This window comes from Streptomyces sp. iso_384, assembly GCF_056172905.1.
This window is the reverse complement of record NZ_JBWBTT010000001.1, coordinates 3,532,747-3,558,813: the sequence shown is the minus strand read 5'-3', so window position 1 is coordinate 3,558,813 and position 26,067 is coordinate 3,532,747. Positions and strand designations below refer to the sequence as shown.

Annotated in this window: 25 protein-coding genes and 1 pseudogene; 17 read left to right on the top strand and 9 right to left on the bottom strand. The window is 74.0% G+C overall.

Annotation, left to right across the window (positions count from 1 at the left end; translation table 11 throughout):
• The first annotated feature begins 403 nt into the window (after positions 1 to 403).
• From AC0VY3_RS15870 to AC0VY3_RS15855, 4 genes and pseudogenes are all read left to right on the top strand, one after another.
• Entirely contained in the window at positions 404 to 862 is a 459-nt protein-coding gene (locus AC0VY3_RS15870) for a DUF6643 family protein (RefSeq protein WP_475549842.1), read from the top strand.
• A gap of 149 nt (positions 863 to 1,011) precedes the next feature.
• Positions 1,012 to 1,511: pseudogene (locus AC0VY3_RS15865) on the top strand (MOSC N-terminal beta barrel domain-containing protein).
• A 40-nt stretch (positions 1,512 to 1,551) separates the two neighbouring features.
• Entirely contained in the window at positions 1,552 to 2,160 is a 609-nt protein-coding gene (locus AC0VY3_RS15860; RefSeq protein ID WP_242740713.1) for an Rv1733c family protein, read from the top strand.
• 210 nt (positions 2,161 to 2,370) lie between these two features.
• A complete protein-coding gene (locus tag AC0VY3_RS15855) occupies positions 2,371 to 4,800 on the top strand; it encodes a right-handed parallel beta-helix repeat-containing protein (protein WP_475549841.1) in 2,430 nt (809 codons plus the stop codon).
• Here AC0VY3_RS15855 and AC0VY3_RS15850 read toward each other — a convergent pair.
• Positions 4,767 to 7,226 (bottom strand): hypothetical protein, encoded by a 2,460-nt coding sequence (locus tag AC0VY3_RS15850; protein ID WP_475549840.1) that lies wholly within the window; start codon positions 7,224 to 7,226, stop codon positions 4,767 to 4,769. The two genes, AC0VY3_RS15855 and AC0VY3_RS15850, sit on opposite strands and share 34 nt — an antisense overlap.
• A 260-nt stretch (positions 7,227 to 7,486) precedes the next feature.
• Between AC0VY3_RS15850 and AC0VY3_RS15845 the strand changes: the two genes are divergently transcribed.
• The 5 genes from AC0VY3_RS15845 to AC0VY3_RS15825 all read left to right on the top strand — a co-directional run bounded on the left by AC0VY3_RS15845 (position 7,487) and on the right by AC0VY3_RS15825 (position 13,473).
• The gene (locus AC0VY3_RS15845) at positions 7,487 to 8,338 is read left to right on the top strand and encodes a DeoR/GlpR family DNA-binding transcription regulator (protein ID WP_103507498.1); all 852 of its coding nucleotides are present in this window, start codon (positions 7,487 to 7,489) and stop codon (positions 8,336 to 8,338) included.
• A gap of 64 nt (positions 8,339 to 8,402) precedes the next feature.
• Positions 8,403 to 8,852 (top strand): SRPBCC family protein, encoded by a 450-nt coding sequence (locus AC0VY3_RS15840; protein WP_475549839.1) that lies wholly within the window; start codon positions 8,403 to 8,405, stop codon positions 8,850 to 8,852.
• Positions 8,853 to 8,971: 119 nt separating this feature from the next.
• Positions 8,972 to 10,993, top strand: coding sequence for a hypothetical protein (locus AC0VY3_RS15835; protein ID WP_475549838.1), 2,022 nt, complete (start codon positions 8,972 to 8,974; stop codon positions 10,991 to 10,993).
• Positions 10,994 to 11,096: 103 nt separating this feature from the next.
• Entirely contained in the window at positions 11,097 to 12,692 is a 1,596-nt protein-coding gene (locus AC0VY3_RS15830) for an SDR family oxidoreductase (RefSeq protein ID WP_475549837.1), read from the top strand.
• A 301-nt stretch (positions 12,693 to 12,993) separates the two neighbouring features.
• Positions 12,994 to 13,473, top strand: coding sequence for an SRPBCC family protein (locus AC0VY3_RS15825; protein ID WP_103508068.1), 480 nt, complete (start codon positions 12,994 to 12,996; stop codon positions 13,471 to 13,473).
• Positions 13,474 to 13,492: 19 nt separating this feature from the next.
• Here the strand turns inward: AC0VY3_RS15825 and cds1 are convergent, their stop codons facing one another.
• Positions 13,493 to 14,626, bottom strand: coding sequence for an L-cysteine desulfhydrase Cds1 (gene cds1 / locus AC0VY3_RS15820; protein ID WP_103508067.1), 1,134 nt, complete (start codon positions 14,624 to 14,626; stop codon positions 13,493 to 13,495).
• Between the two features lie 245 nt (positions 14,627 to 14,871).
• Between cds1 and AC0VY3_RS15815 the strand changes: the two genes are divergently transcribed.
• Positions 14,872 to 15,189 (top strand): hypothetical protein, encoded by a 318-nt coding sequence (locus AC0VY3_RS15815; RefSeq protein WP_030083549.1) that lies wholly within the window; start codon positions 14,872 to 14,874, stop codon positions 15,187 to 15,189.
• Positions 15,190 to 15,446: 257 nt separating this feature from the next.
• Positions 15,447 to 15,965 carry an ATP-binding protein gene (locus tag AC0VY3_RS15810; RefSeq protein ID WP_030634339.1) on the top strand — a complete coding sequence of 173 codons (519 nt, stop codon included), beginning with the start codon at positions 15,447 to 15,449 and terminating at the stop codon, positions 15,963 to 15,965.
• 123 nt (positions 15,966 to 16,088) lie between these two features.
• Here the strand turns inward: AC0VY3_RS15810 and AC0VY3_RS15805 are convergent, their stop codons facing one another.
• Entirely contained in the window at positions 16,089 to 16,382 is a 294-nt protein-coding gene (locus tag AC0VY3_RS15805; RefSeq protein WP_475549836.1) for an SHOCT domain-containing protein, read from the bottom strand.
• A gap of 178 nt (positions 16,383 to 16,560) precedes the next feature.
• On the opposite strand from AC0VY3_RS15805, the gene AC0VY3_RS15800 reads away from it, so the two are divergent.
• Positions 16,561 to 17,130: a TetR/AcrR family transcriptional regulator gene (locus AC0VY3_RS15800; protein ID WP_475549835.1), complete on the top strand. Its 570-nt coding sequence runs from the start codon at positions 16,561 to 16,563 to the stop codon at positions 17,128 to 17,130.
• A gap of 10 nt (positions 17,131 to 17,140) precedes the next feature.
• Entirely contained in the window at positions 17,141 to 17,722 is a 582-nt protein-coding gene (locus AC0VY3_RS15795) for a DUF4865 family protein (protein WP_103508610.1), read from the top strand.
• 66 nt (positions 17,723 to 17,788) lie between these two features.
• On the opposite strand, the gene AC0VY3_RS15790 is transcribed toward AC0VY3_RS15795, so the two are convergent.
• Entirely contained in the window at positions 17,789 to 19,003 is a 1,215-nt protein-coding gene (locus AC0VY3_RS15790; protein WP_475549834.1) for an ROK family protein, read from the bottom strand.
• A gap of 239 nt (positions 19,004 to 19,242) precedes the next feature.
• Between AC0VY3_RS15790 and AC0VY3_RS15785 the strand changes: the two genes are divergently transcribed.
• From AC0VY3_RS15785 to AC0VY3_RS15775, 3 genes are all read left to right on the top strand, one after another.
• A complete protein-coding gene (locus tag AC0VY3_RS15785) occupies positions 19,243 to 20,373 on the top strand; it encodes an MFS transporter (protein ID WP_103508612.1) in 1,131 nt (376 codons plus the stop codon).
• Positions 20,374 to 20,476: 103 nt separating this feature from the next.
• Positions 20,477 to 20,842, top strand: coding sequence for an SCO4225 family membrane protein (locus tag AC0VY3_RS15780; RefSeq protein WP_242740703.1), 366 nt, complete (start codon positions 20,477 to 20,479; stop codon positions 20,840 to 20,842).
• 42 nt (positions 20,843 to 20,884) lie between these two features.
• On the top strand, positions 20,885 to 21,640 hold the full coding sequence (locus AC0VY3_RS15775) for a maleylpyruvate isomerase family mycothiol-dependent enzyme (protein ID WP_103508614.1): 756 nt from the start codon (positions 20,885 to 20,887) through the stop codon (positions 21,638 to 21,640).
• Between the two features lie 42 nt (positions 21,641 to 21,682).
• Here AC0VY3_RS15775 and AC0VY3_RS15770 read toward each other — a convergent pair whose 3' ends face one another.
• From AC0VY3_RS15770 to AC0VY3_RS15755, 4 genes are all read right to left on the bottom strand, one after another.
• Entirely contained in the window at positions 21,683 to 22,348 is a 666-nt protein-coding gene (locus AC0VY3_RS15770) for a response regulator (protein ID WP_103508615.1), read from the bottom strand.
• The gene (locus tag AC0VY3_RS15765) at positions 22,345 to 23,643 is read right to left on the bottom strand and encodes a sensor histidine kinase (RefSeq protein WP_475549833.1); all 1,299 of its coding nucleotides are present in this window, start codon (positions 23,641 to 23,643) and stop codon (positions 22,345 to 22,347) included. Before AC0VY3_RS15765 ends, AC0VY3_RS15770 begins: the two co-directional genes overlap by 4 nt.
• 104 nt (positions 23,644 to 23,747) lie before the next feature.
• Positions 23,748 to 23,990: a WHG domain-containing protein gene (locus AC0VY3_RS15760; RefSeq protein ID WP_374935469.1), complete on the bottom strand. Its 243-nt coding sequence runs from the start codon at positions 23,988 to 23,990 to the stop codon at positions 23,748 to 23,750.
• Between the two features lie 2 nt (positions 23,991 to 23,992).
• Positions 23,993 to 24,262 (bottom strand): TetR-like C-terminal domain-containing protein, encoded by a 270-nt coding sequence (locus tag AC0VY3_RS15755; RefSeq protein WP_374935470.1) that lies wholly within the window; start codon positions 24,260 to 24,262, stop codon positions 23,993 to 23,995.
• A gap of 4 nt (positions 24,263 to 24,266) precedes the next feature.
• On the opposite strand from AC0VY3_RS15755, the gene AC0VY3_RS15750 reads away from it, so the two are divergent.
• A complete protein-coding gene (locus AC0VY3_RS15750; RefSeq protein ID WP_475551685.1) occupies positions 24,267 to 24,665 on the top strand; it encodes a nitroreductase/quinone reductase family protein in 399 nt (132 codons plus the stop codon).
• A 93-nt stretch (positions 24,666 to 24,758) separates the two neighbouring features.
• Here AC0VY3_RS15750 and AC0VY3_RS15745 read toward each other — a convergent pair whose 3' ends face one another.
• Positions 24,759 to 25,973 carry a geranylgeranyl reductase family protein gene (locus AC0VY3_RS15745; RefSeq protein ID WP_103508617.1) on the bottom strand — a complete coding sequence of 405 codons (1,215 nt, stop codon included), beginning with the start codon at positions 25,971 to 25,973 and terminating at the stop codon, positions 24,759 to 24,761.
• Positions 25,974 to 26,067: the final 94 nt, after the last annotated feature.

The following is a 26,067-nucleotide window of genomic DNA, read 5'->3' as shown; positions in this document are numbered from 1 at the left end:
TCCGCCGCGGATCCTGCCGCACCGACTCCGCTTCCACGGCGGCATCGCGTGATGATCCGTCACTTCCCTTTCCAGGAAACGGAGTGCGATGGCCGGCGGACAGACTGCGCGGGGCCGCGTTGCACACCGAGGCGATACGGCATTTCACGGAGAGACGGGGCTGTCAGGAATTCGGGCCGCCGGACGATGATCGAAAGAACTCCCCTTCGGCGAGGTCGCGGACGCCCGGCCGCTCGGGCCCCGCCCGGGCGGTGGGGGCCTGGGCGACCGGCGAAAAGACCTCTGCCGTTAACGAAGGCTTTAACGTTGTTCTGGCGAGCCGGGCGCACAGAACCAACGTAAAACGGATAACCCAAAGATTGGGGCTCCCCATCCAGCTCATCGTGGGCTTAACTTAGGTGGCATGACGTCCCCCCGCTCCACCTTCGGCGGCGGCTACTACGCCGCGTCGTTCCCCGACACTCCGATCTACGACTCCTTGGTCGCGGAGCGGGGAACCCCGCAGATCGCTCCCATCCGTGTGCCGGCCGCCTATGACACCGGCAACAGCTACCTGCCCGCGCTGCCGGCACTGCCCGCGGCCCCGTCGCAGCAGTCCGGCTCCTACGGCTACCCGCAGCAGCAGCCGATGCCGCAGCACCAGCAGGCTCCGATGCAGCCGGCCCAACTGCAGCACGCGCCCGCGCCGTACATCCCGCAGCAGCACTCGGCGGTCCGCGGCTACCCGCAGCAGCCCCAGCCGCAGCGTCCCGCGCCCGCCACCGGGTACGAGGCGATGCGCCCGGCCTCGCCGCGGCCCGCGCCGGCGCAGTCGCCGTACGAGGACCCGTACAACCGGCCGTACCAGAGCCGGGGGTACTGACCCGCGACTCCGGTACGGCGAGGTGCGCCGGGGGACGCACCGGGGCAATCCGCCCACACCCAGGGCACATGGGTGTGCGGCCGAGGCCCCGGAGAACCACGCCTACGGGGTCCGGAAGGTGCTGGCAGGATGGGCGCACGAGCTTCCCCGTGCTCCGGTCCGCCCACCTTCATCCGGTCAAGCCGCTCGCCTCGCGCGTCTGCGACACGGTCGCCGCCGAGCCATGGGGACTCGACGGCGAACGCCGCTGGATGCTGGTCGACAAGGCGTCCAGGGCCGTCACGCAGCGTCAGCTGCCTTCCATGGCGCGGATCTCGGCCGAGGTGCTGCCGCGCGGCAGTGTGGCCCTGTCCGCACCGGGCCACCCGCCCCTGCGGGTGACGCCGCCGGAACCGGGCAGGATGCTCGCCGTGGAACCGCACCGGGACACGCCGGAGGTGGCGGAGGCGTCTTCACGGTGGCCAGACCCCGCGGCCGCTGTGTGATCACGACGACCGACCAGCGCACCGCGGAGCGGGGCAGGGAGCCGCTGCTCACGCCGGCCCGCCACCGCCGGTTCGGCGAGCAGCTGGACTTCGGCCAGAACCTGGCCCCCGAGGGGACGGGAGTGATCAGGGCCGGGGATCCCGTCCGGATCCTCGATCGATGAAATCGCCGCCCGAGGCGCGCGAAGAGGAGGGGGCGCGGGCGTGTGGGTGCTGTGGGCACTGCTGCGCGGGCGGGACAGTCCGCTGCGCCGTGCCACCGACCGCCGCGAGGCCTGGGTGGCGCTCGGCGCGCTGCTGCTCCTCGTGGTCGCCGCCCCGGCCGCGGGCTGGGCGGTCGGAGCGGTCGCCGACGCCTCCCTCCAGCGTTCGGTGCGCGCCCAGCACGCGGAGCGCCACCCCGTCGACGCGGTCGTGGTGGGCCGGCTCCCCGAGCGGGAGCGGTTCGCAGGTGATCCGGAGGGTGGCTCCGAACGGGCCGCGCGCACCTGGGTGGTGGCCTCCTGGCAGGCCCAGGACGGCAGTCCGCGCACCGGGAGGGTGGCCACCTCCACACGTCCCGGCGCCCCGGGGTCCTCGGTGCGGATCTGGACGGACGCGACCGGCTTCCCGGTTCCGCCGCCGATGGACGGGCGCACCGCCCGCACCCACGCGGTGCTGGCCGGCATCGGTACGTTCCTGCTCGCCGCCGGATGCGTCGAGGCGGGCCGTCGGCTGACCGTAGGACGTATGGTGCGGCGGCGGTACGCGCGGCTGGACCGGGAGTGGGCCGCGGCCGGTCCGGACTGGGGCAGGGCGGGAACGAGCGGCTGAACACGGCCCCTCCCCCCGACCGGAGACGAGCGGAGACGACGGGACCCGACCGGAGATGACCGGAGCCGGCCTCCGGCAACATCGCTCCACGGGGCCGACTCGTCAACTCCCGCCCCTCACGCGCGCTACGGTGGTCCGACCCCGTCCGCCTCCCCGGCGACGGACGGACCCGAGGCAGCGCACAGCACGAGGTGGGGGCAGAGCAACTCCATGGCACAGGGCACGGTCCAGGTGACGCACACCGGAACATCGCGATGGCGCCGCCGCACGGGCGAGTACGCCTCCCTCTCCGCGGCCCTGGAGGCGGCAGCCGACGGCGACGTCCTCACCGTCGCGCCCGGAACCTACCGGGAGAACCTCGTCGTCCACCGCGCGGTGACGCTGCGCGGCCCCGAGGGCGCGGTGGGTTCCGTGCGGATCGCGCCGGTCGACGGCGTACCGCTGACCGTGCGCGCCTCCGCGGTCGTCCAGGGGCTGCACATCGAGGGCCAGGACTCGACGGCCCCGGCGCTGCTGGTCGAGGACGGCACGGCGGAGCTGACGGACCTGCGGATCGTGACGCGGTCCGCCGCGGGCATCGAGGCGCGCGGCGCGGCCCGGCCCACCGTGCGGCGCTGCACGGTCGACAATCCGGCCGGGGTCGGCATCGCCGTGCTGGACGGTGCGGGCGGGGTGTTCGAGGAGTGCGAGATCGTCTCGGCCGGCCAGTCCGGGGTCTCGGTCCGCGACGGGGGGCATCCGCGCCTGGACCGCTGCCGGATCCACCACGCGTCCGGGGCAGGCATCGGCGTCACCGGCGAGGGCAGCGGTCTGGAGGCGTTCGGCTGCGAGGTGTACGAGATCAAGGGCAGCGGCATCCAGGTCACCGCCCGCGCCTCGGCCCATCTCACCGACTGCACCGTGCACCGCACATCGGCGGACGGGGTCACGCTGGACACCGACGCGGTGCTGACGCTCGCCGACTGCGACATCCACGACATTCCGGAGAACGCCATCGATCTGCGGTCGCGTTCGGTCCTCACGCTGACCCGCTCCACGGTCCGCCGCTTCGGCCGCAACGGGCTCTCGGTCTGGGATCCGGGAACCCGGGTCGACGCCAACCAGTGCGAGATCCACGACAGTACGGGCGACTATCCGGCGGTCTGGGTCAGCGACGGCGCGACGGTGATACTGGACGCCTGCCGGGTGCATGACGTGCCCGACGCGCTGTTCGTCCTCGACCGGGGGTCGCGCGCCGATGTGGTGGACAGCGACCTCTCCCAGATCCGTAACACCGCCGTCTCCGTGAGCGACGGGGCCACCGCCCAGCTGGACGACTGCCGGATCCGGGAGGCGTCCACGGGCGCCTGGTTCCGCGACCACGGCAGCGGCGGCACGCTGAACAACTGCACCATCGACGCGGCGCAGACCGGCGTCATCGTCACCAAGGGCGCGGATCCGACGATCGAGCGCTGCACGGTCACCTCGCCCGCCGAGGCGGGGTTCTACGTCTCGGCCGAGGGCCGGGGCACCTTCGACAGCTGCCGGGTGACGGGCAGCGAGGGCTACGGCTTCCATGTCATGGACGGCTGCCGCACCACGCTCACCCGCTGCCGTACGGAGCGGTGCGCTCGGGGCGGTTACGAGTTCCCCGAGGGCGACAGCGGTGGCGGGACCGGGCCGGTGGCCGAGGACTGCACGAGCGACGAGAGCGGTCTGCGGACGGCGCCGGCCCCGCCGCCCGCCGTGCTGACGGCCACCCAGTCGACGCCCGGTCTGCTGGGGACGCTGCCCGGACAGCGCGCCGTCGAGCCCGCCGCGGAACCGGTCGCCCCGGCGGAGCCCGCCCGGGACTCCTCGGCGGTCCTCGGCGAACTGGACGCGCTGGTGGGCCTGGAGAGCGTCAAGCGCGAGGTCCGGGCGCTCACCGACATGATCGAGGTGGGCCGCCGTCGGCAGCTGGCCGGGCTCAAGGCCGCGTCCGTCCGCCGCCATCTCGTCTTCACCGGCTCCCCCGGTACGGGCAAGACCACGGTCGCCCGGCTGTACGGGGAGATCCTGGCCTCGCTCGGGGTGCTGGAGCGCGGCCATCTGGTCGAGGTGTCCCGGGTCGACCTGGTCGGCGAGCACATCGGCTCGACGGCGATCCGGACCCAGGAGTCGTTCGACCGGGCGCGCGGCGGGGTGCTGTTCGTCGACGAGGCGTACGCCCTCTCCCCCGAGGACTCCGGCCGGGACTTCGGGCGGGAGGCCATCGACACGCTGGTGAAGCTGATGGAGGACCACCGGGACGCCGTGGTGGTGATCGTCGCGGGCTACACCCATGAGATGGAGCGGTTCCTCACCGTCAACCCCGGGGTGGCCTCACGGTTCTCCCGGACCATCACCTTCCACGACTACCTTCCCCAGGAGCTGCTGCGCATCGTCGAGCAGCAGGCCGACGAGCATGAGTACAGCCTGGCGGAGGGCGCCGGGGATGCGCTGCTGAAGTATTTCACCGAGCTGCCCAAGGGCCCCGCCTTCGGCAACGGCCGCACCGCGCGGCAGACCTTCGAGTCGATGGTGGAGCGGCATGCGGGCCGGGTCGCCCAGCTCGCCGAGACGAGCACGGACGACCTGACCCTGCTCTATCCGGAGGACCTCCCCGAGCTGCCCTTCTGAAGCCCCTCCCCCGGCCGGGCCGGCTCGCTCCCGGTCTGCCGGGGCACCAGCGGGCCCAGTTCGTCGAGGAGGGCGGCGCGCTCCTCGGCGAAGACCGGGTCGGCCTGGTAGTCGGAGTGGCCGAGGATCGGTTCGGGCAGCGGGAGCTTCGTGGTCCGCCCGTAGGCCAGCGGGTCCTTGAGCGGGCCCCGGTCGACGCCCGGGTCGGGGTCGGCGCAGATCCGGACGGGGCCGCCGATCGGGTCGGTGGCCCGCCACAGATTGCGCCAGCAGTGCACCGAGCGGTGCAGCCCGAGCAGCGGGTCGGGGCCGAAGTAGGCCGGGAACCAGCGCCCGTACAGCCGCTCCAGGGGCGAGCCGTAGGTGAGCAGCGCGACCCGGCGGCGGGTCGCGTCGGGCAGCTGCCAGACGGCGGACGCGGCGAGCACGCTGCCCTGCGAGTGGCCCGAGATGACGAGCCGGCCGCGGGGCGTGGTGGTCGTCCAGGCGGACATCCGGGAGACGAGGTCGGGGACGGCGCGCTCGGCGTAGCACGGGGGCGCGAAGGGGTGGGCGGCGCGCGGCCAGAAGGTGCCCACGTCCCAGAGGATGCCGATGGTGCGGCGGGCCGAGGCGTCCTTGTAGGCGCGGCGGCCACCGGCGACGAACAGTATGAAGCCGAAGCCGATCAGCCAGGAGCCGGTCGACTGCGCGGCCTCGGCGAACGATTCGAGGAGCGGCCCGCTCCCGTCGGCGGCCCGGCCCGGCACCTCGTCGCTGCGCCAGGAACCGGCGATCGCGCCCGCCCCGAGCAACAGGGTGGCGGCGGAGACCACGCCGACGATCCAGGGCGCGGAGTCGGTGAGGGCGGCGGTCGCGCGGATCCGGGCGATGCGGCGGGTACGGCCCGCGTCGGGCGCTTCGGGGGCGTACTCGGCCTCGACGACCGGACCCAGGCGGCGGGCGGTGCGCGCGGTGCGGACGACCAGCACCAGGACGGGGACGAGCAGGAGCAGCAGGAGCACCGGGATGACGGAGGCCTGCCAGCTGAGCAGGACCGGTGGTCCGGCGATGTCGGTGCCGTGTCCCATGCCCGGGGTCCCGGGCCCGTCGAGCCAGTCGGCGACACGCTGGGCGACGCCGCCGGTCATCACGCCGCCGAGGGCACAGGCGAGCATCGCGACCGCGGGGCCGCCGAGCCCGTACAGGATGGTGCGGGGTTCGGGGGTGCGCCGGTAGAGGCCCCGGGCGACCACGGCGAGGACCACGACAAGAACGCCCTGGCCGAGGGCGAGGAGCCGGAAGGTGGCCTCGCCCGGCAGGCTGCCGGAGGACTGCCAGTCCGGGCGCGACCAGGACGCGAACAGGGCGGAGAGGGCGAGCAGGGCGAGTGCGGAGCCGGGCAGATAGGTGATGAGGGCTGCGTCCAGCCGGGTGTCGCGGGTGCGTTCGCTGCGGCCCCGGCGGCAGATGACCCAGACGACGACGAGCGCGCACAGGGCGATGCCGCCCTCGACGGCCGCGCCGAGGAACGGCGGCACCGTTCCTCCGGCGCTCCGGTCGTGGCGTGCGGCGGCTCCGGCGACGGCCGCGGCGACGGTCAGGAACCCGGCCGCGGTGTGGGCGGCGCGGAGCCGGGCGACGAGCCGGCGGCCGTACCAGAAGCCGGGCCTGCCGAGCGCGGGGCGGACCGCGGCGGGCGGCCGGGCTCCGTCCGCGTCGTCCGGGTCGGGTGCGCCGGGGCCGTGGGCCTCCTGCGAGCCGTCGGGGTCGTACGTTTCGATCTCCCGGCCGTCCAGGGGGCGTTGGGCCTCGTACGCACTCCAGGTCCGGTTGGAGAGATACCACAGGAGCCCCACCAGGGCCGCGGGCACCAGGGCCGCCAGGGCGAGGCGCCGGCCGGGCTGGGACCACCAGCCGCCCTGATGTGCCGACAGGAAGCCGAGCCAGGAACGGCGTTCGGCGCAGGCCTCGGCGCCCGCGCACTGCCAGGCCAGCAGGTCGAGGGCGACTTCGCAGGCGGCCGCCGTGAGCAGCACGGTGAGGCTGAGCGCGACGAGCCGCACCAGGACGCCGTAGAGCCGGACCGCGCGGGTGCGGCCGGTGGCGGTCGGGCGCATCCAGTGGGCGAGGTTGACCACCATGAACGGCAGGAGCAGCAGCCACAGGGCGCGGGAGCCGTTGCCGGAGGTGAGGCCGGACCAGCAGTACGCCTCGGCGACGGGCTCGTCCCGGTAGCGCTCGGGGTGCTTCTCGCCGTGGGCGTCCTCGGTGCGCCGGTAGACGGCGGCGGTCGCGTCGCCGGTGACCCGGACGGTACGGGGGTCGCCCAGCATCTCCTGGGGGGTGGCGCCGCCGACACCGTGGACGAGCAGTTCCAGCGCGGTCCCGGTGTGCCGCGGTGACGGGTCGGCAGGTGGAGGCGGGGGCGTAGCGGCAGGAGCCAAGGCGGGACTCTCTCTCGGGCGCGCCGGCCTCGCGGCCGACGAAGACGTGCGCAGGAGCGGGCGGGGCGGGGCCGGGACGCCGTGGGCTCCGGGCGTGGTGACCCGCCGGACGGTCCCCAGGATTCCGGGCATGGGGCGGGTGCGTGAGCGGTCTCACGGAATCTCCCCAGGTGATACGCCGGACATGCCTGCGTGGCAGGATGAGCGTGTCGCGCAGGCCGCTGCGGACCGTACGGCAGAGGGAAGGACCGGACCCGGCGTTGAGCGAGAATCAGAACCTGCTCGCGGAGCAGCGCCGTGCGCTGATCCTCGACGAGGTACGCAGGCGTGGCGGGGTCCGGGTCAACGAGCTGACCCGCAAGCTGAACGTCTCCGACATGACGATCCGCCGGGATCTGGACGCGCTGGCCCGCCAGGGCGTCATCGAGAAGGTCCACGGCGGCGCGGTCCCGGTCGTCGAGGCGAGTGCGCACGAGCCCGGGTTCGAGGCGAAGTCGGCGCTGGAGCTGAGCGCCAAGGAGGACATCGCGCGGACGGCGGCGGCGTTGGCGGTGCCTGGCAGCGCCATCGCGCTCTCGGGCGGGACGACGACCTTCGCGCTGGCCCGGCATCTGCTGGACGTGCCGGATCTGACGGTGGTGACCAACTCGGTGCGGGTGGCGGACGTGTTCCACGACGCGCAGCGTCCGGCCGGTGGGCGCGGCGCGCGGCCCGGGGCGGCGACCGTGGTGCTGACGGGCGGAGTGCGCACGCCCTCGGACTCGCTGGTGGGGCCGGTCGCGGACCGGGCCATCGGCTCCCTCCACTTCGATGTGCTGTTCCTCGGCGTGCACGGGATCTCGGCCGAGGCCGGGCTCTCGACGCCCAATCTGGCGGAGGCGGAGACCAACCGCCGTTTCGTCCGGGCGGCGCGCCGGATCGTGGTCGTGGCCGATCACACCAAGTGGGGCACGGTGGGTCTGAGTTCCTTCGCCACGCTGGAGGAGGTCGACACGTTCGTCACGGACGCGGGCCTGGCACCGGAGACGCGCGCGGAGATCGGCGAACATCTGCCGGGTCTGCTGGTGGCGGGCGACGATCCCGCGGAGGCCTCGCCCGTCACCGAGGGCTGACACGGGTCCCGCTGGTTCCGTTCGGCTCACCGCCGGGCGGCCGGACACCCCCTAGGATCGGGCTGTGGCCGTCTTCCGGATCGAGCGCTTCTCCCCTCTCCCCGCAGCCGAGGCCTGGCGCCGGGTGACCGACTGGGAACGGCACGCCGCACAGGTGCCGTTGACCGCGATCTCGGTGCCGACGGGGCTTCCCTCGCAGCTCGGGACGGTCTTCGTGGCGCGTACGGGGCTGGGCCCGCTGGCGTTCGACGATCCGATGGAAGTGGTGCGGTGGACCCCGCCGGCCGGCGGCCGGGCCGGGGTCTGCCGACTGGAGAAGCGGGGGTCGGTGGTGCTGGGCCGGGCCTCGATCGACGTGCTGCCCACGGATTCCGGTTCCCATGTGGTCTGGGTCGAGGAACTGCGGGTGCGACTGGTGCCCCGGTGGGGTGATCCGCTGCTCGCCTCCACCGGGCGGCGGATGTTCGGCAGGGTCCTGGACGCCCTGCTCGCCTCCCCCGACGACAGGCCCTAGGACCGCGGGAGCCATCGGCGACCGGCTGGAGCGCCGGAGCCGCGGGCGATGTGACCGTCACACGATTGACTCGTTTGTCGGTATGACATCCCGCCACGGCCCCGGAAGGCACCCATTTCATGCCGATCCATCAACCGCAGCAGCGGACCGACGCACGCCCCGACCGCACGGGCGTGCAGCAGGCCGAGGCCGCCCTCGTGGAGCACTACCCCCGCCTGGTGCGGCTCGCCTACGTCGTCCTGCCGCCGGCGCTCGGCCGGCACCGCCGGGTCCTGGCCGCGCACGCCCTCGTCCAGCGGGCCCTGCCCCCGGCCGGAAGCAGCGTGCGCAGCCCGCGCGTTCCCGCCCAGTCCCGCCGGTCCGACGCTCCGGCGGGTGCGGAGCCCGCGCCCGGCGCGGGGCAGGACCGGGGTCCTTCGGACGCGGCGTACGCGTGGATGCGGCTGCGGGTGCTGCGGGCGGCGCTGGCCCATGAGCGAAGGCCCCGCTGGTGGCCCGGGCGGCTCCCGGCTCCGGCCGCGCTGCGCCCGACGGTGCCGGTGGTGTGGGGGCTGCGGCTCTTCCCCCGGGCGGGCGGCGTCGACGCACTGGCCCTGGACCGGGCGCTGTCCACGGTGCCCGGGCCGGTCCGGGCGGCGTTCGCGCTGGAGTTGCTGGAGGGTCTCGACGAGCGCGCGGCCCGGGCGCTGCTGGCCGAGGCGGAGGTGGCGGATCCGGCGGGTGCGCTGCGCCGGGCGGCCCGGCTGGGGAAGCCGGACCGGGCCGGGGCGCAGGCGATGCTCAGGTCGGGCGAGTTCGACCCGTGCACGGTGCAGACCCGGCCGAGCGATCTGCTGCGGCGCAGGCACCGGGTGCGGGCGGTGGCGGTCGCCGCGGCGCTGTGCGTGGTGGCGGGCGGTCTGGCGGTGGCCGTCGAGGAGGGGGCGCGGGGCGGGGACCGGACCCCGGCGGGTGTGTTCGCGCCGGTGCTCGATCCGGCGGCGCTGATGCGGACGGCGGCGGAGCAGTGGGCGGACACCTCGCGCGTCGACTTCACCGCCTGGCCGGCCAGGGGCGGGCGCACGGACGACGACGGGTTGCTGGGCCGGGCGCTGCGGGCCTGGGCGGGGCCGCCGGAGTCGGTGCGGGTGTCCACGACGCCGGGCACGGTCGCGGTGCCGCCCGCGCAACCGCCCAGGCTGCTGTTCGCCGGTGAGGTGGACGGGGCGGCCGTGGTGCTGCTCCACGACGGCGGGGCCCGGGTGGTGCGGTACGCGGAGCCGTTGTCCGGGTCCGGCGGGGCGGCCCTCGACTTCGCGCGGACGGACGACGCGGACGTGACGACGGGTGCGGCCGTCGTCGTCAGTCGTACGGGCGACAGCGCACGGTTCCTGCTCGCGCCCTGGATCGACGGGACCACCACCCGGGACCTGCTCGCGCCGGACACGCCCGGACGGCCGCTGGAGGTGGGCCCGGACGGGATCACCGCCGCGGTGCCCCGGCCCGCAGCGGGCGGCGGGTGCGACTCCTGGCCGGTGCTCCAGCTGCGGTCCTCCGAGCGGATCGTGGAGAACCACGCGTTCCTGCTGACGGATCTGGGCGATCTGGCCCCCGCGCATCTGACGTACACCCCGAAGCCCGGCCGGGGCGCGCCGGCCCGGCAGCCGCGCGAGGCGACGGGCACGGACGCGCTGCTCGCCTGGGCGCGTACGGCGTGTTCGCTGCGGGCGCTCTCCGGCTCCGGCGTCCGGGCGGTCAACAACTGGGCCTTCGCCGAGCAGAAGCTGCCCGAGGGCGGGGCGTCGGCCGGCTGGCTGTGCACCCGGGCCGACACCTGGCGGGGCCCCGGCCGGGTCCTGGTCCAGTTCCTCGGGCCGGCCGCCTCGCCGACGGATCCGGCCGCGGTGGTCGCCGACCTCGACGACACGGCCCTGTGCAGCAGGTTCGGGCAGCATGTCCTGGCGGGCACCCACTGGAAGGCGGCCTCCGGCCGGTGGTACGTCCTGGCCGCCGGGAGCCGGGCGGTGACCCGGATCGAGGCGAGCGGGGCGGTGCGGGGCGCGGCGGGCGGGCCGACGTTCGCGGTGCGGGCGCCCCGTGACGCCGCCGTGGAGCTGACGGCGTCGCTGCGCGAGGGCGGGACGCTCGCGGCGGTGCGCTGAGCCGGCGCGGGGGCCGGGGGCCGTCACCGTACCGATGGCGTCGATGCCGCCGTACGGAGGCCCCGACCTGTCGTGCGGGCTGTCCAGTGCCAGACTCGGGCAGGTGACGAATCTTGACGACGGTTCTGACGACGGCTCCGGCGAGCTGAAGCTTCCCGACGCTTCGGGCCACCGCCCGCACGGCTCGCCTCCGCGCTGTCTGGTGACCGGGGCCACCGGCTACATCGGCGGCCGCCTGGTGCCCGCCCTGCTCGACTCCGGGCACCGGGTGCGCGCCCTGGCCAGAACGCCGCAGAAGCTGCGCGACTACCCCTGGGCGGACCGGGTGGAGGTGGTGCGCGGCGATGTCACCGACGCCGCGTCGCTGGCGGAGTCGATGCGGGACGTCGATGTGGCGTACTACCTGGTGCACGCGCTCGGTTCCGGTGCGGACTTCGAGGAGACCGACCGCAGGGCGGCCCGGACCTTCGGCGAGCAGGCGCGGGCGGCCGGGGTGCGCCGGATCGTGTATCTGGGCGGGCTGACCCCGGCCGGGGTGCCGGAGAGGAGTCTGTCGCCGCATCTGCGGTCGCGGGCCGAGGTGGGGCACATCCTGCTGGACTCCGGGGTGCCGACGGCGGTGCTGCGCGCGGCGATCGTCATCGGTTCGGGGTCCGCCTCGTTCGAGATGCTGCGGTATCTCACCGAGCGGCTGCCGCTGATGATCACCCCGAGCTGGGTGCGGACCCGGATCCAGCCGGTGGCCGTACGGGACGTGGTCCGGTATCTGGTGGGGTGCGCGGCGCTGCCCGACGAGGTGAACCGGGCCTTCGACATCGGGGGCCCGGACGTGATGACGTACCGGGACATGATGCAGCGCTACGCCCGGGTGGCGGGGCTGCGGCGGCGGCTGATCCTGCCCGTGCCGGTGCTCACCCCGACGCTCTCCAGCCGCTGGGTCGGTCTGGTCACACCGGTGCCCAGCTCCATCGCCCGGCCGCTCACGGAGTCGCTGCGCCACGAGGTGGTCTGCCGCGAGCACGACATCAAGGAGTACGTCCCCGATCCGCCGGACGGGTCCATCGGCTTCGACCGGGCGCTGCGGCTGGCCCTGAAGCGGATCCAGGAGGCGCGGGTCGACACCCGCTGGTCCAACGCCTCGGTGCCCGGCGCGCCGAGCGACCCGCTGCCCACCGACCCGGACTGGGCGGGCGGCAGCCTCTACCGCGACGAGCGCGAGCTTGCCGTGGCGGTCGGACCGGAGGCGCTGTGGCGGGTGATCGAGGGCATCGGCGGGGAGAACGGCTGGTACTCCTTCCCGCTGGCCTGGGCGGTACGCGGCTGGCTCGACCGGCTCGTCGGCGGGGTGGGGCTGCGGCGCGGCCGACGGGACGCCCAGCGGCTGCGGGTGGGCGACTCGCTGGACTTCTGGCGGGTGGAGGAGATCGTGCCGGGCGAACTGCTGCGGCTGCGGGCCGAGATGCGGCTGCCGGGCCTGGCCTGGCTGGAGCTGTCGGTGCGCCGTGACGAGCGGGGCCGCACGGTGTACGGGCAGCGCGCCCTGTTCCATCCGCGCGGGCTGCCCGGCCACGCGTACTGGTGGAGCGTGTGGCCCTTCCACTCGGTGGTGTTCGGCGGGATGGCGCGCAACATCACCGAGGCGGCCGCGGCCGCGGAGAAACGGCGCGGACCGGTGGCCGGCAGTGGTACAGACAACTGACGGTCCGGCCGCTATGGTGTGCCCGGCGCATCAGGGTCGGTGAGGCCGCGGCGTCTGGTGCCGTGCGTCGCAAGGCGCCGGCACGTCCTCATCGCGGAGCGATTCGGGCGTTTCGGCAACGCCGCGAGGGATGGGGCCTCCCCCGCCCGAGCGAAGCCGAGAGCTTGGGGAAGTGCCAGGCGTCGCGGACCCGGCCCTGATCCGCCGGGTACGCCCTGGGGTGTGCCCCGCCCTGGTCCGCCGGACACGCCGTGGGGTGTGCCCGGCTCCACATGTCGCAGAGCGCCGGGAGGTGCACGGGATGGCACGCCGACTCCGTACCGTGGGACGGGAGTTCGCCGACTCGGCGCCGATACGTCTGGTGTTCGCCGCCGAGGTGTCCGCGCCGGCCGACGTGGTGTACCGCGCGCTCGCGGAGGATGTCGCGTCCTGGCCGTCCTGGTTCACCGCCGTCACCCGGGCCACGCCCACCGAGGCGGGCGCGGGCCGTGACGTTCGGCTGCGGGGTGGGGTCCGGTTCCGCGAGACGATCGTGGCGGCCGAACCGGACACCTGCTACGCCTACCGGGTCGACGAGTCCAACGCACCTGGCCTGCTGGCCCTGTTGGAGGAGTGGCGGCTCACTCCTGAGGGGTCCGGGACCCGGGTGCAGTGGACCTTCGCCGCCGATGGGACGGGGCTGTTCCGTCTGGTGCTGAGCCTGGGCCGGGCCGGGGTGGGCCGGTCCTTCCGGGACGCCGTGCGCCGCCTGGACGCACGGCTGGCGGCGCGCACGCCCTGAAGGCTCCGGAGGACGGTGCTCAGCAGGGCCAGGCGCCGGTGGCGAGGAATTCGTCGATGGCGGCGGCGTACGGGGAGATGTCCAGGCTCTGCTCCTCCAGCCAGGCGTCGGAGTAGTACTTGTCCAGGTAGCGGTCGCCCGGATCGCACAGCAGCGTGACGACGCTGCCCTGCTCGCCCCGCTCCACCATCTCGGCGATCAGCTTGAACGCGCTCCACAGTCCGGTGCCGGTGGACCCGCCCGCCTTGCGGCCGATGGCGCGCTCCAGGGCGCGGACGGCGGCGACGCTGGCGGCGTCGGGCACCTTCATCATGCGGTCGATGGCGCCGGGCACGAAGCTGGGTTCCATGCGCGGGCGGCCGATGCCCTCGATGCGTGAACCGCGGTCGCTGGTGGCGTGCGGGTCGTGGTGGGTCCAGCCGTCGAAGAAACAGGAGTTCTCCGGGTCGGGCACACAGATGCGGGTGTCGTGCTGGAGGTAGTGGACGTAGCGGGCGATGGTCGCCGAAGTGCCGCCGGTCCCGGCGGTGGCGACGATCCAGGCGGGTTCCGGGTAGCGCTCCAGGCGCAGTTGCTGGTAGATCGACTCCGCGATGTTGTTGTTGCCGCGCCAGTCGGTGGCGCGCTCCGCGTAGGTGAACTGGTCCATGTAGTGCCCGCCGGTCTCGGCGGCGAGGGCGGCGGACTGCTCGTACATGGTGCGCGAGTCGTCGACGAAGTGGCACCGGCCGCCGTGGAATTCGATGAGGCGGCACTTCTCCGGGCTGGTGGTGCGGGGCATCACGGCGATGAACGGGACGCCGATCAGCTTGGCGAAGTACGCCTCCGACACGGCGGTCGAACCGCTGGAAGCCTCGATGACCGGCTTGCCGGGCCGAATCCAGCCGTTGCAGAGCCCGTAGAGGAAGAGCGAGCGGGCGAGGCGGTGCTTGAGGCTGCCGGTGGGGTGCGTCGACTCGTCCTTGAGATAGAGGTCGATGCCCCATGCCTCGGGCAGCGGGAAGCGCAGCAGATGGGTGTCGGCGGAGCGGTTCGCGTCGGCCTGGACCTTGCGGACGGCCTCCTTCAGCCAGGCCCGGTACTCGGGGTCGCTGCGGTCGACGTCCACGGTCGCCGTGGCCCGGTGCCCGCGGGTGTGCTCACTGGTGTCCATGGGCCTGCTCCTGTTGTCGTCGATCGATGCCGTCGATCCGGTGTTCCTGCCTCCACGATATGCACCCCACCTGCACAAACGGTCACTTTGATGGTCCATAGCGCTGCCTTTGACCGGCGCCCCCGGGGCGGTTGTGGCAGGCGGTGCGGGCGGCCGTGCGGCCGGGCTCCGGGCCCTCTGGCGATCCGGCCCGTACCCGGGCACACTGCACAGCAGGAGTGGTGACGAAGGGGGGCGAATCCGCGATGGCGGACGTCGAGTTCAGCGCGTCGGGGGTCAGGATCGAGCGCTTCACCAGATCGCTGACCAGGGCCGGTCAGGTGGTCGTCAAGGACGGCCGGCTGTCCCTGCTCACGAGCAACGGCCGGGAGATCGACAGCGCCCCGGTGGGCACGGTCAGCGCCCGCAAGTGGTGGTTCATCGCGGCGGATTCCGTCATCGCCCGGGTGAACGGGGTGCGCTACCGGTTGACGATGGGCCAGCGCAGCCGCAGACGTGACGGGGCCGCCCCGCTGCGGCGTTTCCTGGAGACGCTGCGCAGTGCGGGCGGCCGTCGGGACTGACCTGCCGTGACGGACACGGCCGACCGGTTCCCGGCCGGCCGGGCTCCGCCGCGAGTTGCGGAGCCGTATCCCCTGAGCCACGCTGGATCCATGTCACTGAAGGTGCACCCTCGGTGACAGAGCGATTCGCTCCACGGAGCCGGGTCGCGCGACACGAGCAGACACGACAAGAGCAGAGCGGATTCGGCAGTCAGTCGTCCGCCGGGCCCGTTCGCGTCTCTTCTCTTCTTCCGGACCTATTTCGGGGAGTCGCAGCCGTGATCAGCGAGCCAAGCAGGCACTGCACGGTGGAGCTCCAGGCCCTGCCGTCGCGGATCGGTCAGGTCCGCAGAATCATCTCGGCGCAACTGCGCTACTGGCATCTCGATCCTCTGATCGACCAGGCGGCCCTGGGCGTCACCGAGCTTCTCACCAACGTTCACCGGCACGCACAGCCGGACAAGTCATGCACCGTCGACATCGAGCTGCTGCTCGACCGCCTGACGGTCTCCGTCCACGACCACGACCCGCGGCTGCCCACGGTGAACGAGGCGGACTCGTTCGCCACGTCGGGCCGCGGCCTGGCCCTGATCGCCGCCGTCAGCGAGAGCTGGGGCGTGCGGCCGATCGGCTCGGCCGGGAAGGCCGTCTGGTTCACGCTGCCCGCGGCCTCCGGCGCCTCGACCCTGCCACCGCTCGCGGTGTACGGGTCGATGACCGACGGGCCGTTCGGGGCCGTGACCATCACGCCCGACGACATCGTGTCCGCGCCCGCCCGGTCGGCCGTCGTCGGCTGACGGGCGGGGCCGCGCCACGGTACGGGCAGGACCGGGCGCGGCGCACCGGCGTGCGGCCAGGCCGGAACATGCGGGCGGCGAAGCGGTTTCGCACCGCTCCGCCGCCCCGCGGTCGGGCCGGGGTCACGCCGGTCCGCCGCCCGCGGTCCGGCCGAACTGCTCGTCCAGCACGGACAGTCGGCGCCAGTACTCGTCCTCGTCGATCTCGCCCGCGGCGAAGCGGCGGCCGAGCAGGGCGATCGGCGAGGACTCGCCGGGGCCGCCCCGCGGTCCACGGGCGGTGGCCCACGGGCCTCGGCGCCCGCGCCACACCGTGCGGCGCAGCAGGGTGACGATCCCGATGACGACCGCCGCCCAGACGAGCGGGAAGAGCAGGACCCAGGGGCCGGGCCCGCCGGAAGGCGCCAGGGTGTTCATCTCGGTCAGCTCCCTCGTTCGCGGATGGCGTGGTGCCTTCCGGTCGCTTTCGAGCCTGCCCGCAGGAGGTGCTCCGGGGCGTCGTCCACCCGGCGGCCGTGTCCGTACTCCGAGGGGAGCAGCCGGAGCCGACATCTCCCCCTCCTCTTCTGTACCTACTAGTATGTACACTCCCTGCATGAGCACCTCGGACCGACTGATCGAGGCAACCCAGGAGCTCCTGTGGGAGCGCGGCTATGTGGGCACCAGCCCCAAGGCCATCCAGCAGCGGGCCGGCGCCGGACAGGGCAGCATGTACCACCACTTCACCGGCAAGCCCGAGCTGGCGCTCGCCGCCATCACCCGCACCGCCGAGGAGATGCGCGGGACCGCGGGGCGGTTGCTGGACGGCCCCGGCAGCGCGTACGAACGGATCGCGGCGTATCTGCTGCGCGAGCGCGATGTGCTGCGCGGCTGCCCGGTGGGGCGGCTGACGATGGATCCGGACGTCATCACCGACGACGAGCTGCGCGCACCGGTGGAAGCCACGTTCGACTGGCTGCGCGGCCGGATCACCGCGATCGTCCAGGAGGGCGTGGAAGCAGGCGAGTTCACCCCGGGGACCGATCCCGGGCCGGTCGCGGCGGCCGTGGTCGCCACGGTGCAGGGCGGCTACGTGCTGGCCCGCGCCTCGGGCTCGTCCGCCGCCTTCGACGGTGCGGTGGAGGGCCTGCTGTCGCTGCTCGCCGCCCGCACCCACCAGAACTGAGGGGTTCCGCGTGCACGCCTTGCAGTACGAGATCACGCTGCCCGCCGACTACGACATGGAGATCATCCGCACCCGGGTCGCGACCAAGGGCCATCTCCTCGACGACTTCCCCGGGCTCGGCCTCAAGGCCTATCTGATCCGGGAGCGCGAGGCGGGTTCGCCGGTGAACCAGTACGCCCCGTTCTACCTGTGGAACGCCCCCGAGGGGATGAACGCCTTCCTGTGGGGCGCGGGATTCCAGGGCCTGGTCGACGACTTCGGCCGCCCCGAGGTGCAGCACTGGACGGGCCTGGCCTACGAGGAGGGCCCGTCGTCCGGCACGCTCCCCCGCGCCGCCGTCCGGCTGCGGCGGCCGGTGCCCGCCGGCGTACGGCCCGCCGACGCGGTCGGAGCAGCCCTGGCCGAGACCCACCGGATCGCCGCTCTGCCCGGGGTGGTCGCCACCGCGCTGGCGGTGGATCCGCGCCACTGGGAGCTGGTGCACTTCACCCTGCGGGAGCGGCCGGAGCCCGGGGCGGCGGGCGAGGCCTACGAAGTGCTGCACCTGTCGTCGCCGGAGGCCGGCCGACTGCGGCGAGGACGGCAGTGGTGAACAGCGCGTAGGCGGCAGTACGGGCCTGGCCGACCTCGGCCGGGCCGGCCTCAGTCCGGGCGCGCTTCAGGCCAGCGCGGCGAGCGGGTCGTCGAGGACCGGCTGCCAGGCCAGTTCGGCGGCGCCCACCAGGCTGTTGTGCGCCAGGGTGCACGGCAGGATCGGCACACTGCCGCTGCGCCCCCACAAGCTGCGGTCGGCGACGACGGCGCGCAGCCGCTCCGGGTCCGCCTCCAGCAGGTCGCGGTGGAGCCCGCCGAGGATGATCCGGTCGGGGTTGAGGATGTTGACCAGCCCGGCCAGCCCCAGGCCCAGGCGGTCGATCAGCGCCTCGGCGGCGTGGCGTACGGCGGGGTCGTCGTACTCCGCGCGGAGCAGGTTCCCGGCCTGCTTGAGGAGGGACTCCTCGGGGCCCGGTTCGCGGCGGGCGGTGGTGAGGAAGGCCAGCGGGTCGGTCTCCACGTCGAGGCAGCCGCGTCCGCCGCAGTGGCAGGGCCGCCCCTCGGGGTTCACGGTGAGATGGCCGACCTCCAGCGCGAGGCCCGAACTCCCGCTGTGCAGGCGACCGTCGAGCACCAGGGCCCCGCCGACGCCCCGGTGGCCGGTGGCGACGCAGAGCAGGTGCTGGGCGCCGCGCCCCGCGCCGTGCCGGTGCTCGGCCAGCGCGGTGAGGTTGACGTCGTTGCCGGTGAACGCGGGCCCGGTGATGCCCGCTTCGCGGACGCAGGCGGCGAAGATGTCGCGGACCGGGGAGCCCGCGGGCCAGGCGATGTGCAGCGGGTTGAGGGCGGTCCCTTCCGGCTCGGCGACCGCCGAGGGCACCGCGAGCCCGGCCCCGACACAGCGCAGCCCGCTCGCCCGGAGCAGTTCCGCCCCCGCCTCCACGACTTCGCCGAGCACCTGTGCCGGGTCGGCCATCACCGCGACGCAGCCCGGCGATGTGGCGACGATCCGGCCGCCGAGCCCGACCAGCGCGGCCCGGAAGCCGTCGGCGTGCACCTGGGCGGCGAGGACGACCGGGCCGGTCTCCAGGACGGACAGCCGGTGCGAGGGGCGGCCCTGGGACCCGGCCGCCGACCCGGGGCTGGAGTCGACCCGGATCAGCCCGAGCGCCTCCAGTTCCGCGGCGACCGCCCCGGCGGTGGCGCGGGTGACGCCGAGTTCGGAGGTGAGCACGGCCCGGGTGGGGGCGCGCCCGGTGTGGACCAGTTCCAGCGCGGGCCCGAGCGCACTGCGGCCCCTCTCCAACTTCGTCCGGGTGGTGGTCGCCTTGCCGTTCATGGGGGCGAGTCTCCCATGATCCGGAGGCGTCCAGGACGCCCGGGGCCGGTCCGGGCATCGCGTCCCGGCCACTGCCGTACGCCTGGAACACCCCGTATGCGGCGGTGTTGCGCCCGCCGCCGGAGCGCCCCTATGCTGAGTTTGTGCCGCAACTAAACAAAATGCGGACGGCCCTACCCGGGGGACCTGGCGGAGACACCGCCCCACCCTCGTCGGCCCGCCTCCGTACCGCGCTGACCGTGTTCTTCGCCCTCGACGGGTTCCTCTTCGCCGGCTGGGTGGTCCGCATTCCGGCCATCAAGCAGCAGACCGGAGCCTCTGCCTCCACCCTCGGCCTCGCCCTGCTCGGCGTCTCCGCCGGTGCGGTGATCACCATGATGCTCACCGGCCGGCTCTGCCGTCGTTACGGCAGCCATGCCGTGACCGTGGCCTGCGGCATCCTGCTTCCCCTGAGCATCGCCCTGCCCGCCCAGACCCACTCGGCACTCTCGCTCGGCCTGGTGCTGCTGGTGTTCGGTGCGGCGTACGGCGGGATGAACGTGGCGATGAACAGCGCCGCCGTCGATCTGGTCGCCACCCTGCGCAGGCCCGTGATGCCGAGCTTCCACGCGGCGTTCAGCCTGGGCGGCATGGTCGGCGCCGGGCTCGGCGGACTGGTCGCGGGAGGCCTCTCCGCCTCCACCCATCTCTTCCTGCTGGCCGGGACCGGCCTGCTCGTCACCGCCTTCGCCGGCGCCTCCCTGATGCGCCACCGCCCGGCCCCCGCCGCGCCGGAGGCGGCCGGTCCGCGCGGACCGAAGCAGCGGCTGTCGCCCCGGGCCCGCCGGATCGTCGCGCTCTTCGGCGTGATCGCCCTGTGCACGGCGTACGGAGAAGGGGCCCTGGCCGACTGGGGCGCGCTGCACCTGGAACAGGACCTGGGCGCGCACCCCGGGCTCGCGGCCGCCGGATACGCGCTGTTCGCCCTGACCATGACGGTGGGCCGGCTGAGCGGGACGATACTCCTGGAACGGCTCGGCCAGACCCGCACCCTCGTCCTCGGCGGGGCGACGGCGGCGGCCGGGATGCTGCTGGGCTCGCTGGCGCCGACCGCCTGGCTCGCGCTGGCCGGCTTCGCGGTCACCGGGCTCGGCCTCGCCAACATCTTCCCCGTGGCCGTGGGCCGGGCGGGCGAACTCGCGGGACCGAGCGGCGTCGCCGCGGCCTCGACACTCGGTTACGGCGGGATGCTGCTCGGCCCGCCCGCGATCGGCTTCCTCGCCGACTGGTTCTCGCTGCCGCTGGCCCTGACGACGGTCGCCCTGCTGGCCGCCGCGGCGGCCGCCCTGGGGTACGGGGCCCGCAACGCGGCCTCGGATGCGCACACCTGAACACCCGCACACCTGGTCGATTGAGTAGCCGTACTCAGGCGGGCCCCGCTCCCCCGGCGCACGATGGAAGCCCGAAGACCTTCCGCCGAGCAAGGGACCCACCATGAAGCGGCTCACCGACCACCCGCACCTGAACACCCTGGTCCGGCTGACCTTCCGCAATCCCGCTTCCCTGATCTATCTCGGGCTGGTGCTCGCGGCGACGCTCTTCGTCGCCGTGGACACCCTGTTCGTCACCCACGAGGACGCCTCGTTCGCCGGTGTCTGGCTGTTCCTCCTCGCCGCCCCGACCGTCTTCCTGTTCTTCGTCGGCAGCTCGCTGGCGGGCGCCGGGGCGGGCGGGCCCACATGGTTCCTGGTGCTCGCCCTGGTGGTGTCGGTCCTCGTCCAGTCGCTGGCCCTGGGCTGGTTCGTCCGCCTGGTGCGCCGGGTCGGCGCGACCGGATCCGCGCACCCGCAGGGCATCTGACACCCGCAGGGCGGCCGACGGCCCCCTGGCACAATCACCGCCATGCAGATCGCCGAGCACATCGCGTCGTTGTCCGGGGAAGGACGGCTGCTCGCGGCCGCCGCCGAGCGGGCCGGACCGGGGGCATCGGTCCCGACCTGTCCCGGCTGGCAGATACGCCATCTCCTGCGGCACACCGGCATGGTGCACCGATGGGCGGCGGCTTTCGTCACCGAGGGCCACACCGACTACCGGCCCGACGGCGGTGAACCCGCCCTGGACGGCGCCGAACTCCTGGCCTGGTTCCGCGAGGGCCACGGCCATCTGGTCCGGTCCCTGGAGGAAGCGCCCGCCGACCTGGACTGCTGGACCTTCCTCCCGGCCCCCTCGCCCCTGGCGTTCTGGTCCCGCCGCCAGCTGCACGAGACGGCCATGCACCGCGTCGACGCGGAATCGGCGCTCGGCGGCCCCCTGACCCCGGTGCCCGCGGAGCGGGCGGTCGACGGCATCGACGAACTCCTCACCGGCTTCCACGCCCGGCCGAAGAGCAAGGTCCGCTCCAGGAAGCCCCGCACGCTGCGGGTGCGCGCCGTGGACACGGAGGCGACCTGGACGGTACGGATCTCCGAGGATCCGCCGGAGGCCCAACGTACGGTGGGCCCCGACGCCCCCGAGGACGGCGTCGACTGCGAGCTGAGCGGCACGGCCGAGGGGCTCTACCTCACCCTCTGGAACCGGCTGCCGCTGGCCGCCGTCACCCTGCGCGGCGACCGCTCGGTGGCCCGCCTCTGGACGGACAACTCCGCGGTCACCTGGTGAGAGACGCCGGGAGGGGCGGCGAGTGCCCCGACCCGCCTCCGCTCAGCCCAGCCAGCCGGGGCGCACCAACCCCGATTCGTAGGCGAGGACGACGAGTTGGGCCCGGTCGCGGGCTCCGAGTTTGACCATCGTGCGGCTGACGTGGGTCTTCGCGGTGAGCGGGCTGACAACCAGTCTGCGGGCGATCTCCTCGTTCGACAGGCCGATGCCGACCAGCGCCATCACCTCCCGCTCCCGTTCGGTGAGCCGGGCGAGCGAGGCGGCGGCCGTCGGTTCCTTGGAGCGGGCCGCGAACTCCGCGATCAGCCGGCGCGTCACACCCGGTGAGAGCAGCGCGTCGCCGCCGACCACCGCCCGCACCGCGCGCAGCAGTTCCTCCGGCTCGGTGTCCTTGACCAGGAAGCCCGAGGCTCCGTTGCGGATGGCCTCGAAGACGTACTCGTCGAGCTCGAAGGTGGTGAGCATGACCACCTTCACCTCGTGCAGCTCCGGGTCGCCGGTGATCCGCCGGGTGGCGGCCAGTCCGTCCAGGCGGGGCATACGGATGTCCATCAGCACGATGTCGGGGCGCAGTTCGCGCACCAGGCGGACCGCCTCGTCTCCGTCGGCGGCCTCCCCGGCGACCCCGATGTCCGGCTGCGCGTCCAGCAGGGCCCGGAAGCCGGCCCGTACCAGCAGCTGGTCGTCGGCAAGCAGTACACGGATCACGGTGTCTCCTCGGCGGGCTCCGGCGGGTCCTGGCTGCGGCGGTCGTGGTCCGGGGCGGTGTACGGGAGTTCAGCGCGGACCCGGAAGCCGCCGTCCGGGCGGGGGCCCGCCTCGATCGTGCCACCGAGGGCGGCGGCCCGCTCCCGCATCCCGACGAGTCCGTTGCCGCTGCCGCCCGCCTCGACGCCGGTGGCCGGTCCCGCGTCGTCGATGCGGAGGCGGACGCGCCCGGAGCCGTGGGCGATGTGCACCAGGGCGGTACGGGAGCCGGAGTGGCGGACGACGTTGGTCAGGGCCTCCTGGACGATGCGGAAGGCGGCGAGACCGGCGCCGGGCGGGACGGCGGCCGGGTCGCCCTCGCTCTCCACGGTGACGGTGAGCCCGGCGCCCGCCGCCTGTTCGACGAGTTCGGGGAGCCGGTCGAGGCCGGGGGCCGGGGCGGTGGGGGCGTCGCCGGGCGTACGGAGGTTGGCGAGCACCTGACGTACCTCGTCGAGCGCTTCCTTGCTGGCCCCCTTGATCGTGGTGAGGGCGGTCCTGGCCTGTTCCGGGTCGGAGTCGAGCAGCGCGAGCCCGACGCCGGCCTGGACATGGATGACGGAGATGGAGTGGGCCAGTACGTCGTGGAGTTCGCGGGCCATGCGCAGCCGTTCCTCGTCGGCCCGCCGCCGCTCCGCCGCCTCGCGCTCCGCCCGGGCGGCCGCCCACTGCTCGCGGCGCACCCGCAGCAGTTCGGCGGCGGCCACCACGGCCACCACCCACGCGGTGATGAAGCCCTCCTGTGCCCACGGCGCGGCCGGGTCGCCGTCCGGCGGCAGCCAGCGGTACAGCCAGTGGGCCACCAGGACGTGCCCGGCCCACAGCCCGCCCAGCGACCACCAGGCGGCCTTCCGGTGCCCGGCCACGATCGCGCTGAAGCAGCCCACGGCGACGGCGACGAACACCGGTCCGTACGGGTAGCCCGCCGCGAGGTAGCCGAGGGTCACCGCACAGGTGGTGACCATGGCGAGCACGGGGCGGCGGTGGCGGAGGAGCAGCACGCCCACCGCGACGAACAGCAGCAGCCGGGCGACCAGGTCCAGCGGCCGGCGGTCCTGCCCGTGCTCGGCGAAGCCCGTACCGACCATGACGAACGCCAGGAGCACGGCCGTCGACAGCCAGGGCAGCCCGGCGGCGGTCCGCGAGCGCGCGCCGGACAGCCACGGCGGCGGTCCGCCCCGCCCGCCCGGCCGGCCGGGCGGTCCGGGGAGGCCGCAAGGGGGGCCGCCCCGGTGCGGCGGTCGCTGTTCGTCCATGGCGGCCACGCTAGACGGCGGACGGGCGCGAAGGCGTCCGCCGTGCGTGGTGATCACCCGTACTCCGCGGGGAGTACGCCGCCGGGAATGGCGGCCCCTCGTCGTCAGGCCGTGGTGACACCGCGCAGGCCCACCGAGCGGGCCAGTTCACCGGCGGTCTGCAGGAACAGCGGCTCGCGCGCCTCGACGACCCGGTTGTACTGACCGAACAGCTCGAAGGAGATCAGGCCGAACAGCTGGGCCCAGGCGGCGACCAGGGCCGCCACGGTCCCGGGCGGGACGCCCTCGGCGAATTCGGCGGCCATCCGCTCCGCGTCGGCGCGCAGCTCCGGGTCGATGGAGGGCACGGTCAGGGCTTCGGCCAGGAACGCGGTACGGACGATGTCGATGAGGACCAGGCCACCCGCGAGGCGGGCCCCACCGTGTCCGTCGGGGCGATGTGGCCGGGCACGGGCGAGCCGTAGATCAGGGCGTACTCATGGGGGTGGGCGAGCCCCCGTTCCCGTACGGCACAGGCCACGGCGACCCAGCGATCGGCGGGCGCGAGGGTCTGCGCCGATTCCGCCGCCGCTCTTTCCGCCTCCCACCTCCGGGCGAGCGCCTCCGCCCACCGCTTCAACAAGATCGTCGACCGGCTGGCCCGGCACGGCTTCAGCCTGCTGGGCTCCGCCGAACTGTCGGTCCGCGGGCGCAGGAGCGGGCAGCCGCAGCGCATCCCGGTCGACACCCACGCCTTCGAGGGCGACCGCTACCTGGTCTCGGCCCGCGGCCACTCGCCGTGGGTGCGCAACATGCGCGTCGCGGGCGGCGGAGAGCTGCGGCCGGGGCGCAGGGTCAGCCGCTTCACCGCCGTGGAGATCCCCGACGACGCGCAGAAGGAACGGATCGTCCGCGCCCGTCCGGAGCGGTGGGGCTGGGAGGCCGACCAGTACTTCCAGGGGGCCACGGCGAAGTCCACGGACACCGAACTGCTGGCCGCCGGTCCGGACCACCCGGTGTTCCGCATCACGGCCGAGGACTGAACCGTGCCCGGCACGGGCTCGGGGTGCCGTTCCGCCCGGCCGGACGGAACGGCACCCCGAGAAGTGCGGTCGTGATGTGCCGGCCCGGAGGTCCTAGCGGTCCATCGCGGACAGCGCCCGCTGCGCCAGCGGGTGCGTACGGACCAGCTCGGCCAGCGACGTCGTCCCCCGGGTGATTCCGGCGAACGACTTCCACGCCGGGCGGAAACCGGTCAGCACCGCGTGCAGCAGGCCCGGCCGACGCTCGAACAGCTTGAGCATGCGGCGGCCGACGCCCATCTCCACGCCGAGACCGGCCTTGATGGCGAAGGCGTAGTTGAGAGCCTGCCTGCGGGCGTCCACCGCATCGTGCGACTCGGCGATCCTGACCGCCCACTCCCCCGCGAGCCGGCCCGAGCGCAGCGCGAAGGAGATGCCCTCACGGGTCCACGGCTCCAGCAGTCCGGCCGCGTCGCCGCAGACCACGACCCGGCCGCGGGAGAGCGGTGAGTCGTCGCTGCGGCAGCGGGTCAGATGGCCCGAGGAAACGGCCGGCTCGAACCCGGCGAGGCCGAGGCGGGCGATGAAGTCCTCCAGATACCGCTTGGTGCCCGCGCCGTCGCCGCGCGCCGAGATGACGCCCACGGTGAGGGTGTCGCCCTTGGGGAAGACCCAGCCGTAACTGCCCGGCAGCGGGCCCCAGTCGATGAGCACCCGGCCCGCCCAGTCCTCCGCCACCGTGGCCGGAACCGGGATCTCCGCCTCCAGTCCGAGGTCGACCTGGTCGAGCTTCACCCCGACATGGGCTCCTATCCGGCCCGCGCTGCCGTCCGCGCCGACGACCGCGCGCGCCAGCACCGTCTCGCCACCGGCCAGCACCACGGCGACCGTTCGCCGGTCGGGCACGGCGGGACCGTGCTGCTCGACCCGCACCACCGATGCCCCGGTGCGCAGTTCGGCCCCGGCCTTCTGCGCCTCCTCGACCAGCCCGGCGTCGAACTCCGGGCGGTTGATGAGCCCGAAGAGCATGCGCCGGGAGCGGCGGGTGCGCGACAGCTTGCCGTTGAGCGAGAAGGTGACCGCGTGGATACGGTCCTTCAGGGGCAGTTCGAACCCCGGCGGCAGGGCGTCCCGCGAGAAGCCGATGATTCCCCCGCCGCAGGTCTTGTAGCGCGGCAGTTCCGCTTTCTCCAGCAGCAGGACTCTTCGGCCCGCCACGGCTGCCGCGTACGCCGCCGATGCGCCGGCCGGTCCGGCGCCGACCACGACGACATCCCACACGGACGACTCTTCCGGCTCATGTCCGGCGTCTGCGTTCTCGCTGCTCACGATGTGCTTCTGCTCCCGATCCGACCAGTGGCCCCAAGCTGCTCACGGCATCCTACGGCGCGTTCCGGCCAAGCCCTCCTGTGGGAGGATCGGC